Raw genomic sequence first — 14,696 nt, 5'->3', positions numbered from 1 at the left:
CTGGTTAAGGGCCATGATGACTGCAATAAAATAAATGAAATAAGTTATGCTGCTGCCAATGATGCCTTCAATTGTCACCTTGATGCCTGCGGCTTTTTTTTTTTTTTCATCAACTTCAAACTGGTGCAGAATCTTCTGCGCAAGCCTGCCGGCCAGCTTTCCGATTATGAAGCCGATCAAAAGGATTATCACCGCCAATGTAAGCTTAGCCCAAAGGCTGGATACGAACTTCTGCCAGTAATCCACTGATACTGTTATTGCATTAAGCATAGGCTATTGGTTTTGGTTTTTGATTTAAATAGTTTTCCTCAATTTCCACAAATAATTTAAATGAATGCTCATAACAACAAGATATGCCTGAAAAAGAATCCGCCAAAAACGTTCTCCATGACAAGATCAAAGAGCTGGAAGATCGGATAAAGAATACAAAATACAACAAGAAAACACAGCATGCCATCGGCCTGTACAAGGCGCAGCTTGCAAAGCTGAAGGAAAAGCGGGAATCCAGGGCAGGCATAGGAAAAGGAAAAGAGGGGTTTGCTGTGAGGAAGACTGGAGATGCAACTGTTGTTTTAGTCGGTTATCCCTCTGTTGGAAAATCTACGTTATTAAATGCCATAACAAACGCCAATTCTCCTGTCGGCGCTTATGACTTCACAACGCTTACGGTTATCCCGGGACTGCTTGAGTATAATCATGCAAAAATACAGGTCCTTGATGTTCCCGGAGTTGTCAGAGGGGCTGCTGTTGGCACAGGAAGGGGAAAGGAAGTGCTTACAATGCTGAGAAGCGCTGACCTTGTCTTGATTGTTGTTGACGCGCTAAAGCCAGAGCAGCACATTGCTTTGCTGAAAGAGGTTTATGATACAGGCATCAGGGTCAACCAGCAGCTGCCAGATGTTAAAATAACAAAAACTGAAAGGGGCGGAATTGAGATAGGCAGGACAGTAAAGCTGAGCAAGTTGCAGGACCAAACTATGAGGTCAATTGCAAATGAGCTCGGGCTGGTTAATGCAATGATTGTCATAAGGGAGAATATAGATGCAGACCAGTTCATAGACGCGATAGAGGGCAATAAGAAATATGTTCCGGCAATTACAATTGTAAATAAAGTTGATATTGTTGACAAGGACAAGCTTAATGATATAATGAGAGAAATAAAGCCTGACTTGTGCATTTCAGCGGAGAGAAAGATAAATACAGAAGAGCTGAAAGCTTTAATTTTTAAAAGACTGAACTTGATGAGGGTTTACTGCAAGGAAATAGGAAAGAAGGCTGATCTGGATGTGCCGATGATAGTCAAAAAAGATTCGACAGTAAAGGATATGTGCGACAGGCTGCACAGGGATTTCGCCAGCAAGTTTAAGTTTGCAAGAGTGTGGGGATCTTCAAAGTTCCCCGGGCAGAAGCTTTCACTGAACTATGCGCTGAAAGACGAAGATGTTGTTGAGATACATTTGAGATGATTATTCTGGCAGCAGAAGAACTTATTTTTTAATTTCTTCTTTTAATTTTTGCAGTGCTTCTTCATAAATTTGCCTGTGCAGCTTAAATCTTGGATTTTTTAAGAAGTCTGTTAAGTTTAGTTCAACTTCATTTTTTAGTGAAGAGTCTTCTGATTTAGCTCGCTCATTACGCTGTATACGAGTATAGCTATAACCATAAAAACCAGTTATAATGCATTCCAAATTCAAATCAAGTTTTACAAATTTTTGTTCTGCTGCCTTGCTGGAGCTTATCTCAAGAACATATCCGATATCAGAAAGCATGTAATATTTAACTCCGAATTCTATATCCTTTATTGTTTTTTTATACTCGTTGTAAATCATTTTGTATAAGTAAAAAGTGTTTTTTATTTGTTTTTAGTTGGAATTATTGAGCGATATATTCTTTTTGCTGTATAGCACGCTAAAGCCAGTATTAATAGTCCATTAATCAAGAAGTTTTGGCTAATGTAAGGATTTCTATGATAATGATTATTCATATTTAAAGCATTTAAAGTGTCCCTTGTGTCAAGTAATGTTGACTTAAATCCGTGTTTATCGCTTGTATCAAGAAGGTTGCTATCTTCAAGTATAAGGCCTATGTTACTTTTAACGGAAGATACTGAATACTCTTTTAAATTGTGTATATCTCTGGTTATTGATTCCATCTCAGATTTAGAAGGAATTGAATCAGAGACAATAAGTTTCTCTAATCTTATTGTTACTTCCTGAAACTTCGACCCTGATTCTTGCATAGCCTTATCATTTTTTGAGTTATTATAGTATAAAAAGACTAAAGTTCCAGGAATTCCTATGAAATAAAATGCATTCTTGATTCCTTGTCTATTTTTTTGATTCATGATTAAAATTAAAAAGAAGGCAGTATTTATAAACCTTTCTATTTTTAACCACTTGAAAGTGATGGATTAATAGAAAAATTTAAATACTGCCCCTGTATAGCACATCGTATGGCCTTAGATATCTTAGGTATGAGGTGATATATGAAAGATTGTGCTGAAAAAATAGAAATCAATATGGAAGATGGAGTAAAAATAGCAGGCACTTATTACGATAATTCTTCAGCAAAAAACGGGGTGATTTTATTTCCGGGGTTTACAGAGCACAGATCATCTTTAGAGGAAATTGCAAAAAAACTGAATAAATATTTTAAAACCTGGACCTTTGACATAAACTCCCAAGGAGAGTCTTCTGGCAGTTGGGATTTAAGGCAGATGCACAAAAGCGTATATGTTATCCAAGACATCGTAAGAAAAAGGCATGGGTTGACTTATTTAGGAGCTCATGGAAATTCGATTGGGGGCATGGCTGTAGGCTTAACTGCTGCGCAGGATGAAAAGATCTTAAACTGCATTTGCCTGACTTCAACTCCAGCCGGGCTTCAAGATATTGTTCCTTCATATACGCAAATATTCTTAAGCTACGTTCCCCTGTCGCTTATCAGATTTGGAACAATTGTCTTTGATGAGATCGAATCTAGACGCAATGTAAATTATCGAAACAAGTCGCATGCTCAATTTTTAACAGAAGAAGGATATCAGCCATATGCGCAATTTGGCGCTTTAAAGATAGAAGACATAAAAAAGCTTATGCAATGGATAACAAATGCTCCAAGATTAGATGATGCGGTTGAGCAAATCAAACAACCGGCTCTTTTAGTATATGGCGGAGAAGACAAGCTTCTTGGAATTAAAGGAGGGAAGCTACCTGATCAAATAAAGAAGATGTATGACAAGTTAGGCAGCGATACAAAAGAGCTCTTTATTGTTGATGGCGCAGACCATGGATTAAACAAAGCCACTAGAATAGACGATTGTTTCAATCAAGAGCCAGAGTATCAATTTGTTAAACAGAAAATAATTGGGCATTTCTGCAAATATCTTCTATAACTAAACCAAACTCATAACGCTTTTCTGGGCCATGTAGACCAGAACAAGGACTGTAACTATTGTTACTGCAAATCCATACGAAAGGGCCAGTACATAGAAGCCAATGGCAACGTCAACAAAGCTTATGAAGTCGCCTGAGAATGCAAATAAACCGCCTTTTGCAATAAGATAGACGCCTACTGCCCACACCATCTTGTGCGGCATAGTGGCTGCAAGAAGTATGATCGCTGCTGAGATCAGGTCCAAAATCCCCAATAGCCTTAATATCATTCAAACCACCGCGAATATCATCACAGTTAAAAGCAATATGCCGAGCATTGTTGCCTTAAAGATGCCGAATCTCTTGGACATCTTCTCAACCAGGTCAAAGTACTGCACTAAAAAAACAACTGCGATTATTATGCCGAAAACCAGAAATAAAATATCCAGCGGCTTTGGAACAGATTCTGTAAAGATAAACCTTAAAATGAAGATGAAAAAAATGAAGAATGCGCCTTTTATGAGGAAATCCCTGTTTTCGCCTGTAAACATGCTGTGATCGTTTGTAGGCTCAAACAGGCTGAACATGACATCGTGGGGCTGCGGCAGTGCCCTGTTGTCTGCGCTGAATTCCTTGCTGCCGATCTTAAAGGTTGCTGTCATATTATAAGAAAGTCGAGATTGATTTAAATTATTTTCTGTTTAATAGCTCTTCCCGAAATATACCCAATACTTTCCTTCTTTTCCGCAGTGCACGCACTTGCCTATGCCCTTTGGCTGATCAAACGGAATGTTCAATGCCTTTGCCCCGCCTGTCTTATCCTTGATCCAGTTTTCGCATTCCGGAGTGCCGCAGGATGGCGTAAGAACTAGCTTTTTGCTTTCAATTGCCTTAAGAAGCTCGTTCCAATTGCCTGTTTTTACAATATTGTCCTCTGTTAATTTTTTTGAGCTTTTGAATAAGGAATCCTGAATGTCATCTAACATTGCTTTTATTTTTTTAGCCAAATCGCTTATTTTTACTGCTTCTTTTTTGCCGTTGTCTCTTCTGACTAAAACAACCTGATCCTTTTCAATGTCTTTCGGCCCGAGCTCAATCCTTATCGGAATACCTTTCATCTCCCATTCGTTGAACTTGTATCCTGGCGTATATTCTTCCCTTGCATCAAGCTCAACTGAATAGTCCTTTAGCTTCGATTTTATTTCTTCTGCTTTTTTCATTATCTTTTCTTTTTCAGATTCCTTGAAGAATATCGGAACAATTACTGCCTGTATCGGAGCCAGCTTTGGCGGAAGGACCAATCCCTTATCATCGCCATGCACTGCAAATAAAACACCGAGCATCCTTGTTGTTATCGCCCATGTATTCTGGATTGCAAATTTTTCCTTTCCGTCCTTGTCAAGGAATTTTATGTTGAATGCCCTGGCAAAGTTTTCCCCGTCATGATGCGAGTCAGGGCCCTGTATTGCCCTGCCGTTAGGCATGTAAATCTCCAGAGAGAAAGTGTATTCAGCACCTGCAAATTTTTCCTTGTCTGTTTTCTTTCCAGGCAGATTGTATAACGCGAAATATTCTTCCAAGATTTCCTTGTACATATTCAGTATGTCGATGCATTCCTTTTCTGCTTCTTTTTTATCTGCGAAAACTGTGTGGCCTTCATTCCATAAAAATTCTCTTGTTCTCAAAAAAGGAACTGCATGCTTGAATTCCCATCTAACAACTGAATTCCACTGGTTTATCTTTAAAGGCAAATCTCTCCAGGAACGTATCCATTTTGAATAAGAATCGTACATTATTGTTTCTGATGTCGGCCTTACTGCAAGCCTTTCCTCTAATTTTGTGTCACCTGCATAATCAACCCATGCAACTTCGGGGGAGAACCCTTTTAGATGCTCTGCTTCTTTTTTCAGCAGCTTTTCAGGGATGAATAACGGGAAGTAAGCATTCTTGACACCCATTGCTTTCAAGCGGTCATCAACTGCCTTGACAACCTTTTCCCAGATTGCATAAGAATACGGCCTGAAAACAATGCAGCCGCCAACTAAGCTGTAGTCCGCCAGATCAGACTTAAGAATAACCTGCTGGTACCACTCTGAAAAATCCCTGTCTTTCTTTACTGTGATGCCGATATCTTTTTTTGATTCTTCCATTTAATGTCTTTTCTGCTATATTATATTTAAACGTTTCGGCATGTTCTGTAATTTGGCCTTTCCTTGCCAGTTACCAGATTATAAAGGCCTTTAGCGCATTCACCAACTATAACTTCGATCCCTTCTGCTTCTGCTGATTTCACAGCATCTTCTTTTGTTTCCCTGTTGCCCATTGTTCCTTTTCCATCTGAATTAGTCAGTATTACTAACCTGGAAGCGTTGGCATATTTCGCAACTTGTGCTGCTAAAAGATCATTATCGCGGATTACTGGTTTTTTCTTATCATACAAAACAATGCCTCTGCTGTCAATTCCGTCATTGTAATTGATTAATGTTATAATGCCGTGCATAACATCATCTTTTATCCTATTTTCTATATTTTTTTCCTCCTTTAGGTATTCTAAATTGTGGAATGTGACTAAAAGCTGAGAGATTGTTGCATATCCATCAAATGCCTTGTCATACTCTTTCATTAATTCCTTTTGGCCAACACAGGCGCATCTTTGCAATGCCAGTATATCATCATTTGCAGGCTGCTTTTCATAGCCAAGAATATGCATTCCTAGCTTTATTGCTCCTGATACGACCAATATAGAATGCGTGCCTTCTTCACTCAATTTATTTACATCGTAAGCTATGTGCTTTAAAATAGCCTGATCAGCTTTTCCGTTCTTTATTATCGAGCTTGCACCGATTTTAACAACTTGGGGATTTTTCATTTTTATCTTAAAAAAAATTTACTAAAGGGTAGTAACACACATATATAAATCTTTGGTTTTTATTGCGAATGATTTTTTTGGGTTAACTTTATATAATCCTGCCCGCTTTTATTGCTATGGCAGACGAAGATAAGCTCCCGGATAATGCAAAGAAGATCGTGCTTAAGAAGGGAAAGAGATGCAGCTTATGCACCTGCGGCAAGAGCAAACACCTGCCTTTCTGCGATGATGAGCATAAGAAACTGAATGAGGCGCTTGGAACATGCTATAAATCACTGAAGATCCTGCCGAAAGAGGATGTTGAAGCCGAGGTTTATTCTTCGAACTGGCCTGAAGATTAAGTTTTTTCAGATAAGTTTTTAAATGCCGGAGATATTCTCCTTATCGTGCAATCAAACACCTTTACGAGCTCACTGTAGCTTTGAATAAAGGACGTTCTTGCATAAACAGCCCGTCACGAGAGTACCTGTTCTTGCATAAACAGCCCGTCACGAGAGTACCTTTTGGAGCTCACGGCGAACGCCAAGCAATGAATAAAGGGGTTAGTGCTACGGGCGACAATTTTCTAAACAATAATTATTTAAACTTCTCCCCCTGCCACAGCAGCATGAAATTAATCATAGTCAGGCATGGTGAAACTGAAGAAAATACTAAAGGAATTACACAGGGCCATAAGCACGGAAAGTTAACAAAAACAGGAATTGAGCAGGCCAGAAAATTAGCATTGAGGTTGAAAGATGAAAAAATTGATTGCATTTATTCAAGCGATTTGCAAAGAGCAAAAGATACAACTGAAGAAATAGCAAAATTTCATAAAGCTCCAATTCATTATACTTCTGAATTAAGGGAGCAGCATCCAGGGGTTTTTGAGGGAAGGCCAAGGGAAGAACTTCGTAAAACAAAGGAAGAAAGCAGGCTATCATTAGCAGAATTTAAACCAGAAGGAGGAGAAAGCTTTACAGAATCAAAAGAGAGGGCGCAAAAATTCCTTAATATGCTGTTTAAAAGGCATACAAAAGGGACGATCCTTATCTCGTCGCATGCTGCTTTTATCACGATGCTGCTGGGGATTCTTCTGAATAAATCGATTGAAGAAGCATTTAAACTGAGGCAATCCAATGCATGCGTGAATATTATTGAGATCAAGGAGAATTCAAAGCATAAAGTGCATGCGATAAACTGCGTTAAACATCTGTTATGATCAATTTGCCACCCCAAGCCATAATTTGAGAGAATGATGTGTGTCCGCTTAACGAATCTAAAAAACACGCCGTAACATTAATATATTACTTGATTGATTAATACTTAATATGCCACTAGCAGTAACTCATGTTTTAACAAGCATAATTTTAGTTGATTTGTATAGAGATTATGTTACAAAACATAAAAAATATTTTACAGTTCACACAATTTTTCTTGCAGGTTTTTTTGGACTTTTACCCGATATTGATATTGTCCTGAAAATGTTTGCAGGTTTTTTCAATTTTAATGTTCCTTTTTTATTACAACATAGAGGAATTACCCACACTCCTTTTTTTGCGCTTTTATTTTTGATTCCTGCTGTAATTCTATGGAAAAAGAAGAAACATAAACAGGCAACTTATTTTTATGTTGCGACATTTGCAATACTATTGCATATCTTCTTGGATTATGTTATTGGTGGCGGAAGATTTGAGGGCGTAATGTGGTTATTCCCTTTCTCATTTCAGGCTTGGAAGTTACATCTAATTAATTATTTTAATTTATCAAATATCCCAGAAGCATTGGATGCAATAATTTTGCTCGGATGGCTTTGGCATGAAGAAATCAAGCATAAGATTTCTGATTTTATTTGAATCAAGCTCCCGGTTTGCTGAGATGATTTGGCATTAAAATTGGCAGATAGAAAGCTTCTAGTAAATGTAAAGAACTTACATATTGCTCAACATTATCGTAATTACCTGCAAAAATGTTTCTTTTCATAGAATCAATAACTTCTCAGCCCCTCACTTCGCTATGGAACGTTGCACTAATCCTCGGTCTTCGATACGCTCCGACGCAACTAATAGGACTCCGATGTAAGGCGCCATGCTGAAACAAAACATTTTAATAATAGTTCTGCTCGTTCTCAGAAATGCTTGAAGCATTTATCAGCGCAGTGGTGTTTTCAGTATTAGGCGAGATAGCTGACAAGACCCAATTGATCATTCTGGGATTATCGCTGAAATACAAAGCGCCATTTAAGGTGTTTTTAGGGGCTCTGGCAGGGCACGCTGTAATGGACGGCATAGCAATAATTATAGGATACTATTTTGGGTTTGTTTTTTCTTCAAATATATCGATACTGGATGAAATAGTCGGGTCATTGTTTATCCTGTTCGGGCTGTGGGGCTTGTTAAAAAAATACATAATAAAAAGCAGGAAGGAAAAAGAAAATAAAGTCATGCACAGCATGCCTTTAATAGCAACATTCCTGACGATTCTGGTTGTTGAGATAGGAGACAAGACTCAGGTTGCTTCCGGCCTGCTTGCTGCAAAATACCTGCAGCCCATACCTATTGTTTTAGGTGTAATTTTAGGGCTTGCAATTACAATAGGGCTGAATGTTTTTATAGGAAGAAAGCTGGCAGAGAAACTGCCGAGAAACACCATAAGAACAGCGAGCTATATACTGTTTATTCTGTTCGGCATAATTACCATTATGTTTTAGATGGGGCTGCTGAGATTTGAACTCAGGCCACAAGGTCCCGAACCTCGGATTCTACCAAGCTATACTACAGCCCCGATGAACAAATCAGTGGAAATCAGTAATATTTATATATTGCGTTGTATTATCAATGATTATGAAATGCTACAAGTGTGGCGGGAAATTAGAACAGCACGTAGAATTGATTGTACATAATGGTGAGGCCATACCTCAAAATGTCTTAAGCTGTGCTAAGTGCGGTACAGCCATTACACATATAAACGAATATGAAAAAACAAGAAAACAGCTATATCCTTCTCTTATGCAAAGAATAAAGGGTTTTATTTTTGGCAATATGGTCAAATCTATTTTATAATGGACATATCCCCGAATAAATATTCTCTGAAAAAATTCAACAGAACACAAATTAATTAGCGGGCCTAGCAGGATTCGAACCCGCAACTTCCGGTTTCTCCAAATTGCCGAAGCCGAATGTTTTATCCATTAGACTATAGGCCCTTATCCCGGTTAAAATGCAATCAGTATATAAAATTAATTAAAAAGAATTACTTCTTTGCCAGAACTATCTCTATTGTTGAAACTCTTACCTGCCTGCCTTCCTTGTTTGTGAACTCTTCGCTGTCAACCTTTATGTCGCCAATATCAACCTGGCCTGTCAAAAACCTTTTTGCTGCAACCTGCGCCACATCCACTGCTCTCGATATGAATTTTCCCCTTGCCTTTATAGCGACTTGCCGCGCGTCCTTGGTTGTAAACTGCATCACTACGCCGGTTACATAATTCATAAAAGGCTTACTTCCTATAAAGATGTTGTTGCTGTCTTCTGCCATTGTTATCGCCCCCGCCATAATTCTCTTCCTCTATTCTGACGCTTCTTCTCCTGCGCTCTCCTGCTTTCATCATTCTTGTGACATAGCCTGATATGATATTCTTCATTTTTTTGCTGGTTGTGTCCAGATATTTCGCTACTGACTGCTTGTTTTCATTGAATTCTTTCTTGAGGTCCTGCTTATGCTCAGCTACCAGCTTCTTTGAAATTCTCTTGATTAACTGTGTTTTAATTCGTCCCATATAAACCCCCGATTATTTGTTGAATCTGATAAAATGCCTTTGTTTATAAACATTACGCATTTTCGAGGGAAAAACAAAAAGATTTATAACTAATTTTTCATTCTTATGCTTCGGGAAGACTAGGCTGGGAGGTTAGCGCTCTCCTGTTACCGTAAACACGCTTTAGACAGATCAGGAATGAAATAAGCCAAAAGCTTACATTAGGCAGCCTTAAGCTTTGATATCGATGCTCAGAGGGTAGCGGAGTTAAGAAAAGTTCAAGGTAACTGATGGCCGGATTTTATGTCAATTCTCTGGTGCGTCTTCCCATTTATTTTATTATTGTTAAAGGCATACTAGATGCTGCAATTTCTGCAATACTTCCTTTTTTCAGGGGATGCTCTTCTGTCAAGGAATCAATAACAACAACAAGCTCCTGCTTCAAGGCCTTTATTTTTATTTTGTTAGCGAATCCTTTTTTAAGGCCGAATCCTGAAATTCTGCCGCTGTAAGGCTCCCTAACAAGATACTGAATCTTTTTAGAAGTTAAGCTTAGTTTTTTGCCGCCTGCGCTTTTGATCCATGCCGTGCTTCCTGCTGCTGCTGCAACCAAAATGCCTGAGCTTTTTTGGATCTCTTTTTTTCCGTCAATAAAAATCTCGTAATTTGATGTATGGTATGCCTTAGCAGAGCCGACATAAACTTCGTTCAGCGCAGGAGTGCTTATTTTTTTATTGCTTATTTTAAGTTCAAGCCTGTTAAGCTTTATTTTTTTGAAATTATTTTTCAGAATATTCCTGAATTTATTTTCAAAGCTCTTGGCATTGCAGCACATAAAAAAGCCTTCTTTATTTTTGGGGTCAGCGTTAATCCCCAGTATGGCAGAATTCCCGATGAAATGCGATGCCCTTAAAAATGTCCCGTCGCCGCCAATTGCAATGATTAGGTCTTTGTTCTCAAAACTTTTTTCATTCAATTTTTCCCTTGAGAGAATGCTGAATTGTATGTTGTTTTTCTTCAAAACATTGCAGACTGATCTGAGGGATTTGCCTTTAAAATGGTAAACAACTGCTGCGTTTTTCGGTTTCATTTGAAAAGACGGCCAAGGGCCTCTGAGCTCTTTTGAACCCGTGTCTCAGCCTCGAAAAGGCCGAATGATTGGCCGGGCTACACCATGGGGGCATATGAGTCCGCAGGGACTTTCAAATCCCGAGGTTTTGGCTTTCCTCCGGGATATTTGAACCCCGGACCGCCGGCTGGCTTAGAGAATTTCTGGATCTTTGCATTGCGTCCAAAAATCTCATATAAGACTTACGCGTTTAAGATGCTTCTTAAACACGGCGCTCTAACCAGACTGAGCTACGGACTCTTGAGAATGATTATTGCCAATCTGTTTATAAAATTTGTGTTTCTTTCACTTCGAAGAAATAATGAAGATCAGTCTTCCTTTGCACTATTTGCGTTAGTCATCTCTTTATTTAATGGCACCTTCCCTTCTTTAACCCACGTTTCAAATTTAAGATTGTTTTTTGGGTTGCTTGAACCGATTTCTTTGAAATATAGTCTAACATCTCTATCAAATAAGTATAATTCCAATGTATTCCTCTCCTTATGGTTAATCGTTATTTGAGATGGTTTAAAACCCAATTGAATCAAAGCATTTCGTAGGGATTGAATTAGTGAATAAGATTTGTTTGTAAATTGAAGTTGAGCTGAATTTTTATGATGTTTATGCAGACCGCCATCTGTATCGAATAACCCTCTTACACAAGACCTAAGTATATTGTGGTCTTCAAAGAAACTTTTTGGTATCACACAATTGGTCTTTGGTGATACGATGCCCATCTTAGACATAAGATATTCGCAGACTGCTTTAGAACTAAATTTACAATCTAACCCGGCTTTGGCTATTTTTCTAAAATAAACGCCCTTTGAAAATAGTTTTTTTATTAATTGAGGCACATAATTGGTGATATAACACCCATCAATAATACCGCCGCTAATAGTTATTTGATAATTTACTTTACTTATATTGCCATCTCCCAACATGATACCAACAAACTCAGATAACTCCGGGGTTATTTTATGCGGGATTTTAGCTACTCCATAAATTGAATAATGAACAATTTTAAATAAAAAATTATTAGGATTCAGATTTGAAATTTTAATCATTTTCTCAAAACCCGTCTTAGGCAGTTTGCACTCTTCTGACAGGTATAAAAAGATCATACTTCTATTGACGCCAAGAAAATCTGCCAATTTGATCCACGAACCGAAGCACTTATCTTTAACTGATCTCATAAATCTAGTTTGGTCGCCCTTCTTGAATTTCAGATAATGTTCATCACGATCTTTAATTTGATTTTTCATTTTAACCACCTCTGAGGTTTTTTATTTTTAAAAAACCTCGGATTACAACAAAAAAGAGGCTGTTGAACAAAACTTCATAATTGATTTTTGTGTTGAAGACCAAAAATCATTATTTAGGAGTTTTGTGTAGTCTCTTTTTTATTCGAATACGGACAGCACACATAATTTTTGCACTCAGGACGAACATCAAATAAAGCAAATAAAAAGTGCGATGGCCGGGATTCGAACCCGGATGAAAGCCTTGGCAAGGCCTTATCATTTATGGCGACTGGTTCTATGACAAGTACAACCCGTCGTAGCCATTAGATCACCATCGCATTAATAAGGTGAAATGGGCCCAACCGGACTCGAACCGGCGACCTTCGCCTTTCAAAGCAGCGAGCGCTCGTTACACTCGCGCCTGTAAGGGCGACGTTCTAGCCACTGAACTATGAGCCCATAAGATAAGGATTTCTAGGATCATATTTAAACTTTATTATAATTTATGAATAAAAACAAAATCACAAAACTTATAAAGTTAAAGGAAAGACTAAACTAAAAAGACGTGAAATTATGCCAAACAACGAGAGTATCTTCAAGCTGATTGTCGAAGAAGATGAGCTGACATGGCAGACAATTCTTTATGATCTTGTCAAGACAGAGCAGATGGACCCCTGGGACATTGATATTTCGCTTCTTACCCAGAAATACATAGAGCTGGTAAAGCAGCTAAAGCAAATGGATTTCAGGATTTCCGGGAAAGTTCTGCTTGCTGCTGCAATACTCCTTAAAATAAAGTCAAACCGCTTAGTGGGAGAAGACATGGATGCTTTAGACAGGCTGATTTCAGCAAGCGAACAAGGCGACGATGAGGCATTCTTTGATGTGCTGGAGGAAACAAGAGGAGATCCGGATGCTGAAAAGGCAAGGCTTATTCCAAGGACTCCGCAGCCCAGAAAAAGAAAGGTTTCGATTTATGACCTTGTGGGCGCATTAGAGCAGGCACTGGAAGTCAAAAGAAGAAGGGTTCTGAGCAGAATGCCTGTAACTGATTTTGAAATCCCGAAAAAGGGAGTGGATATGACGCTTGTTGTAAGGGATGTTTACAGGAAGATCAAGGATTTCTTTGTATTTAATAAAAGATCAAAGCTGACATTCTCGAATCTTGTGCCTTCGCAGAGCAAGGAAGACAAAGTGTACACATTTATTCCGCTGCTTCACCTGACTCACCAGAGGAAAATAGACCTTTGGCAGTACGAGCATTTCGGGGATATTGAGATTGAGCTGCTAAGGACGCAAAGGCAGGTGGATAAAGAGCTTGGGATGATTTGATTATTAAGGCGCTATTAAGTCAAATTACGAAACCATATTATATATTTGCATTCTATCAAAAAAATCCAGCCAACCATGGTGCCTACGGACAAAACAAGTTTTGTCCTACTCGGCACTCCGTAGGAGCCAACCCTCGCCTCGTCGGCACCATGGCTGGATTTTTTAGTTGGGAGAAAAACACCATCACTGACGCAGACGAGACGGGGGATGTCCCTTACGGGGTGGCTCGTAGGGCAAAGCAAACGAAGTGAGCTTTGACCGTCTGCCGTCAGTTGTGGTGGTGTTTTTCGTTAGTGTATGGTTAGAAACTTTACCTGATAAAACAACAAGTTTTAAATATAACTCTAGTTAAGACACCATTATAATATTGTGCTGTTCAAAGAGGTGAAAAATGGCTAAATCAAAAGGAACTTTTTTGGAGAAAATAGGCATTGCTTCTTTTCTGGTTGGAGCGGTAATAGCAATTGTAATGGGAGCATTTAATCTTCCTGCAGAATATGCTGCAATTGAAGTAATAATTATAGCAATTCTCGGCCTAGTTGTCGGCCTCCTGAACATAACAGACAAAGAGAAGCTGCTTTATCTGGTTGCGACAATAACAATGATAATCACATTTTCAAGCTTTAATGCTGTGCTCGAGAAAGTGCCTGTTTTTAATGATGCGCTGAGCAAGATGCTGCAGAATCTGACTGTATTCATAGCATCAGGCGGTTTTATTGTCGCATTGAAGTCATTTTTGGATATTGCATCTGAAAAATAAGGAGCATAAATGTCTAAAAAAAGAAAAAATCTGAAAACAGCTGGAAAAACCCTGCAGAACAATAAAAGGCTTGCATCCGGCATCCCCGGATTTGACAGGCTTTGCGAAGGCGGATTGATGCCGAGAAGCGTCAATCTTGTTACTGGCGGCGCAGGAACCGGAAAAACAATTTTCGGGATGCAGTTTCTCCACGAAGGAATAAAAAGAGGGGAAAAGGGGCTGTTTATTTCTTTTGAAGAGGATCTTGAAGATTTAAAAGGCGATGCTGAAAAATTCGGA

At 38.7% G+C, this 14,696-nt stretch carries 21 protein-coding genes and 5 tRNA genes; 10 read left to right on the top strand and 16 right to left on the bottom strand.

The window, feature by feature from the left end; translation table 11 throughout:
• Nucleotides 1-270 (bottom strand): hypothetical protein (locus HYU07_05615; protein MBI2129687.1); only part of this gene is annotated, 270 nt, incomplete at its 3' end.
• 83 nt (nucleotides 271-353) lie between these two features.
• Here HYU07_05615 and HYU07_05610 point away from each other — a divergent pair.
• Nucleotides 354-1,466: a GTP-binding protein gene (locus HYU07_05610; protein ID MBI2129686.1), complete on the top strand. Its 1,113-nt coding sequence runs from the start codon at nucleotides 354-356 to the stop codon at nucleotides 1,464-1,466.
• A gap of 21 nt (nucleotides 1,467-1,487) precedes the next feature.
• On the opposite strand, the gene HYU07_05605 is transcribed toward HYU07_05610, so the two are convergent.
• Together HYU07_05605 and HYU07_05600 are read right to left on the bottom strand one after the other, a co-directional pair.
• Nucleotides 1,488-1,829 carry a hypothetical protein gene (locus HYU07_05605; GenBank protein MBI2129685.1) on the bottom strand — a complete coding sequence of 114 codons (342 nt, stop codon included), beginning with the start codon at nucleotides 1,827-1,829 and terminating at the stop codon, nucleotides 1,488-1,490.
• A gap of 23 nt (nucleotides 1,830-1,852) precedes the next feature.
• Entirely contained in the window at nucleotides 1,853-2,344 is a 492-nt protein-coding gene (locus HYU07_05600) for a hypothetical protein (GenBank protein ID MBI2129684.1), read from the bottom strand.
• Between the two features lie 141 nt (nucleotides 2,345-2,485).
• On the opposite strand from HYU07_05600, the gene HYU07_05595 reads away from it, so the two are divergent.
• On the top strand, nucleotides 2,486-3,391 hold the full coding sequence (locus HYU07_05595) for an alpha/beta fold hydrolase (protein ID MBI2129683.1): 906 nt from the start codon (nucleotides 2,486-2,488) through the stop codon (nucleotides 3,389-3,391).
• Here the strand turns inward: HYU07_05595 and HYU07_05590 are convergent, their stop codons facing one another.
• From HYU07_05590 to HYU07_05575, 4 genes are read right to left on the bottom strand one after another with little or no spacing between them, the layout of a single operon-like run.
• Nucleotides 3,392-3,661 (bottom strand): hypothetical protein, encoded by a 270-nt coding sequence (locus HYU07_05590; GenBank protein ID MBI2129682.1) that lies wholly within the window; start codon nucleotides 3,659-3,661, stop codon nucleotides 3,392-3,394.
• Entirely contained in the window at nucleotides 3,662-4,033 is a 372-nt protein-coding gene (locus HYU07_05585; protein MBI2129681.1) for a hypothetical protein, read from the bottom strand.
• A gap of 39 nt (nucleotides 4,034-4,072) precedes the next feature.
• The gene (locus HYU07_05580; GenBank protein MBI2129680.1) at nucleotides 4,073-5,521 is read right to left on the bottom strand and encodes a proline--tRNA ligase; all 1,449 of its coding nucleotides are present in this window, start codon (nucleotides 5,519-5,521) and stop codon (nucleotides 4,073-4,075) included.
• Between the two features lie 26 nt (nucleotides 5,522-5,547).
• Nucleotides 5,548-6,240 (bottom strand): hypothetical protein, encoded by a 693-nt coding sequence (locus HYU07_05575; GenBank protein ID MBI2129679.1) that lies wholly within the window; start codon nucleotides 6,238-6,240, stop codon nucleotides 5,548-5,550.
• Nucleotides 6,241-6,356: 116 nt separating this feature from the next.
• On the opposite strand from HYU07_05575, the gene HYU07_05570 reads away from it, so the two are divergent.
• From HYU07_05570 to HYU07_05555, 4 genes are all read left to right on the top strand, one after another.
• Nucleotides 6,357-6,581, top strand: a complete 225-nt coding sequence (locus HYU07_05570; GenBank protein MBI2129678.1) for a CDGSH iron-sulfur domain-containing protein — start codon at nucleotides 6,357-6,359, stop codon at nucleotides 6,579-6,581.
• Between the two features lie 266 nt (nucleotides 6,582-6,847).
• Nucleotides 6,848-7,441 (top strand): histidine phosphatase family protein, encoded by a 594-nt coding sequence (locus HYU07_05565; protein MBI2129677.1) that lies wholly within the window; start codon nucleotides 6,848-6,850, stop codon nucleotides 7,439-7,441.
• A 109-nt stretch (nucleotides 7,442-7,550) separates the two neighbouring features.
• Nucleotides 7,551-8,075: a metal-dependent hydrolase gene (locus HYU07_05560; protein MBI2129676.1), complete on the top strand. Its 525-nt coding sequence runs from the start codon at nucleotides 7,551-7,553 to the stop codon at nucleotides 8,073-8,075.
• Between the two features lie 278 nt (nucleotides 8,076-8,353).
• Nucleotides 8,354-8,929, top strand: a complete 576-nt coding sequence (locus HYU07_05555) for a TMEM165/GDT1 family protein (GenBank protein ID MBI2129675.1) — start codon at nucleotides 8,354-8,356, stop codon at nucleotides 8,927-8,929.
• A gap of 1 nt (nucleotide 8,930) precedes the next feature.
• Here the strand turns inward: HYU07_05555 and HYU07_05550 are convergent.
• Nucleotides 8,931-9,003, bottom strand: a tRNA-Pro gene (locus HYU07_05550).
• 59 nt (nucleotides 9,004-9,062) lie between these two features.
• Here HYU07_05550 and HYU07_05545 point away from each other — a divergent pair.
• Complete coding sequence (locus HYU07_05545; GenBank protein ID MBI2129674.1) at nucleotides 9,063-9,281, top strand: hypothetical protein; 219 nt, start codon at nucleotides 9,063-9,065, stop codon at nucleotides 9,279-9,281.
• A gap of 59 nt (nucleotides 9,282-9,340) precedes the next feature.
• Here HYU07_05545 and HYU07_05540 read toward each other — a convergent pair.
• The 8 genes from HYU07_05540 to HYU07_05505 all read right to left on the bottom strand — a co-directional run bounded on the left by HYU07_05540 (nucleotide 9,341) and on the right by HYU07_05505 (nucleotide 12,784).
• Nucleotides 9,341-9,424 (bottom strand) — tRNA-Arg (locus tag HYU07_05540).
• 47 nt (nucleotides 9,425-9,471) lie between these two features.
• The gene (gene albA / locus HYU07_05535) at nucleotides 9,472-9,756 is read right to left on the bottom strand and encodes a DNA-binding protein Alba (GenBank protein ID MBI2129673.1); all 285 of its coding nucleotides are present in this window, start codon (nucleotides 9,754-9,756) and stop codon (nucleotides 9,472-9,474) included.
• Entirely contained in the window at nucleotides 9,719-9,997 is a 279-nt protein-coding gene (locus HYU07_05530) for a 30S ribosomal protein S17e (GenBank protein ID MBI2129672.1), read from the bottom strand. The genes albA and HYU07_05530 overlap by 38 nt, the downstream gene beginning before the upstream one ends.
• A 310-nt stretch (nucleotides 9,998-10,307) precedes the next feature.
• The gene (locus HYU07_05525; protein MBI2129671.1) at nucleotides 10,308-11,066 is read right to left on the bottom strand and encodes an NAD(+)/NADH kinase; all 759 of its coding nucleotides are present in this window, start codon (nucleotides 11,064-11,066) and stop codon (nucleotides 10,308-10,310) included.
• A 95-nt stretch (nucleotides 11,067-11,161) separates the two neighbouring features.
• Nucleotides 11,162-11,345, bottom strand: a tRNA-Ile gene (locus tag HYU07_05520).
• Nucleotides 11,346-11,413: 68 nt separating this feature from the next.
• The gene (locus HYU07_05515) at nucleotides 11,414-12,346 is read right to left on the bottom strand and encodes an LAGLIDADG family homing endonuclease (GenBank protein MBI2129670.1); all 933 of its coding nucleotides are present in this window, start codon (nucleotides 12,344-12,346) and stop codon (nucleotides 11,414-11,416) included.
• A gap of 207 nt (nucleotides 12,347-12,553) precedes the next feature.
• Nucleotides 12,554-12,663 (bottom strand) — tRNA-Gly (locus tag HYU07_05510).
• 15 nt (nucleotides 12,664-12,678) lie between these two features.
• A tRNA-Val gene (locus tag HYU07_05505) sits at nucleotides 12,679-12,784 on the bottom strand.
• Between the two features lie 114 nt (nucleotides 12,785-12,898).
• On the opposite strand from HYU07_05505, the gene HYU07_05500 reads away from it, so the two are divergent.
• The 3 genes from HYU07_05500 to HYU07_05490 all read left to right on the top strand — a co-directional run.
• Nucleotides 12,899-13,657, top strand: a complete 759-nt coding sequence (locus HYU07_05500; GenBank protein ID MBI2129669.1) for a segregation/condensation protein A — start codon at nucleotides 12,899-12,901, stop codon at nucleotides 13,655-13,657.
• 391 nt (nucleotides 13,658-14,048) lie between these two features.
• Nucleotides 14,049-14,417 carry a hypothetical protein gene (locus HYU07_05495; GenBank protein MBI2129668.1) on the top strand — a complete coding sequence of 123 codons (369 nt, stop codon included), beginning with the start codon at nucleotides 14,049-14,051 and terminating at the stop codon, nucleotides 14,415-14,417.
• Between the two features lie 9 nt (nucleotides 14,418-14,426).
• On the top strand, nucleotides 14,427-14,696 hold a 270-nt coding region (locus tag HYU07_05490; protein ID MBI2129667.1), incomplete at its 3' end, for a hypothetical protein.

The sequence above is a fragment of the Candidatus Woesearchaeota archaeon genome (assembly GCA_016180285.1).
Taxonomy (GTDB): domain Archaea; phylum Nanobdellota; class Nanobdellia; order Woesearchaeales; family JACPBO01; genus JACPBO01.
The sequence above is the reverse complement of the archived record's forward strand: the minus strand, read 5'-3'. Positions and strand labels throughout refer to the sequence as shown.

Excerpts from the sequence above, each read along its gene's own strand:
- HYU07_05565 (MBI2129677.1), top strand. The coding sequence starts at position 6,848 with ATGAAATTAATCATAGTCAGGCATGGTGAAACTGAAGAAAATACTAAA.
- HYU07_05495 (MBI2129668.1), top strand. The coding sequence starts at position 14,049 with ATGGCTAAATCAAAAGGAACTTTTTTGGAGAAAATAGGCATTGCTTCT.
- HYU07_05580 (MBI2129680.1), bottom strand. The coding sequence starts at position 5,521 with ATGGAAGAATCAAAAAAAGATATCGGCATCACAGTAAAGAAAGACAGG.
- HYU07_05500 (MBI2129669.1), top strand. The coding sequence starts at position 12,899 with ATGCCAAACAACGAGAGTATCTTCAAGCTGATTGTCGAAGAAGATGAG.
- albA (MBI2129673.1), bottom strand. The coding sequence starts at position 9,756 with ATGGCAGAAGACAGCAACAACATCTTTATAGGAAGTAAGCCTTTTATG.
- HYU07_05610 (MBI2129686.1), top strand. The coding sequence starts at position 354 with ATGCCTGAAAAAGAATCCGCCAAAAACGTTCTCCATGACAAGATCAAA.
- HYU07_05600 (MBI2129684.1), bottom strand. The coding sequence starts at position 2,344 with ATGAATCAAAAAAATAGACAAGGAATCAAGAATGCATTTTATTTCATA.
- HYU07_05585 (MBI2129681.1), bottom strand. The coding sequence starts at position 4,033 with ATGACAGCAACCTTTAAGATCGGCAGCAAGGAATTCAGCGCAGACAAC.
- HYU07_05570 (MBI2129678.1), top strand. The coding sequence starts at position 6,357 with ATGGCAGACGAAGATAAGCTCCCGGATAATGCAAAGAAGATCGTGCTT.
- HYU07_05605 (MBI2129685.1), bottom strand. The coding sequence starts at position 1,829 with ATGATTTACAACGAGTATAAAAAAACAATAAAGGATATAGAATTCGGA.
- HYU07_05575 (MBI2129679.1), bottom strand. The coding sequence starts at position 6,240 with ATGAAAAATCCCCAAGTTGTTAAAATCGGTGCAAGCTCGATAATAAAG.
- HYU07_05545 (MBI2129674.1), top strand. The coding sequence starts at position 9,063 with ATGAAATGCTACAAGTGTGGCGGGAAATTAGAACAGCACGTAGAATTG.
- HYU07_05595 (MBI2129683.1), top strand. The coding sequence starts at position 2,486 with ATGAAAGATTGTGCTGAAAAAATAGAAATCAATATGGAAGATGGAGTA.
- HYU07_05515 (MBI2129670.1), bottom strand. The coding sequence starts at position 12,346 with ATGAAAAATCAAATTAAAGATCGTGATGAACATTATCTGAAATTCAAG.
- HYU07_05555 (MBI2129675.1), top strand. The coding sequence starts at position 8,354 with ATGCTTGAAGCATTTATCAGCGCAGTGGTGTTTTCAGTATTAGGCGAG.
- HYU07_05525 (MBI2129671.1), bottom strand. The coding sequence starts at position 11,066 with ATGAAACCGAAAAACGCAGCAGTTGTTTACCATTTTAAAGGCAAATCC.
- HYU07_05590 (MBI2129682.1), bottom strand. The coding sequence starts at position 3,661 with ATGATATTAAGGCTATTGGGGATTTTGGACCTGATCTCAGCAGCGATC.
- HYU07_05530 (MBI2129672.1), bottom strand. The coding sequence starts at position 9,997 with ATGGGACGAATTAAAACACAGTTAATCAAGAGAATTTCAAAGAAGCTG.
- HYU07_05560 (MBI2129676.1), top strand. The coding sequence starts at position 7,551 with ATGCCACTAGCAGTAACTCATGTTTTAACAAGCATAATTTTAGTTGAT.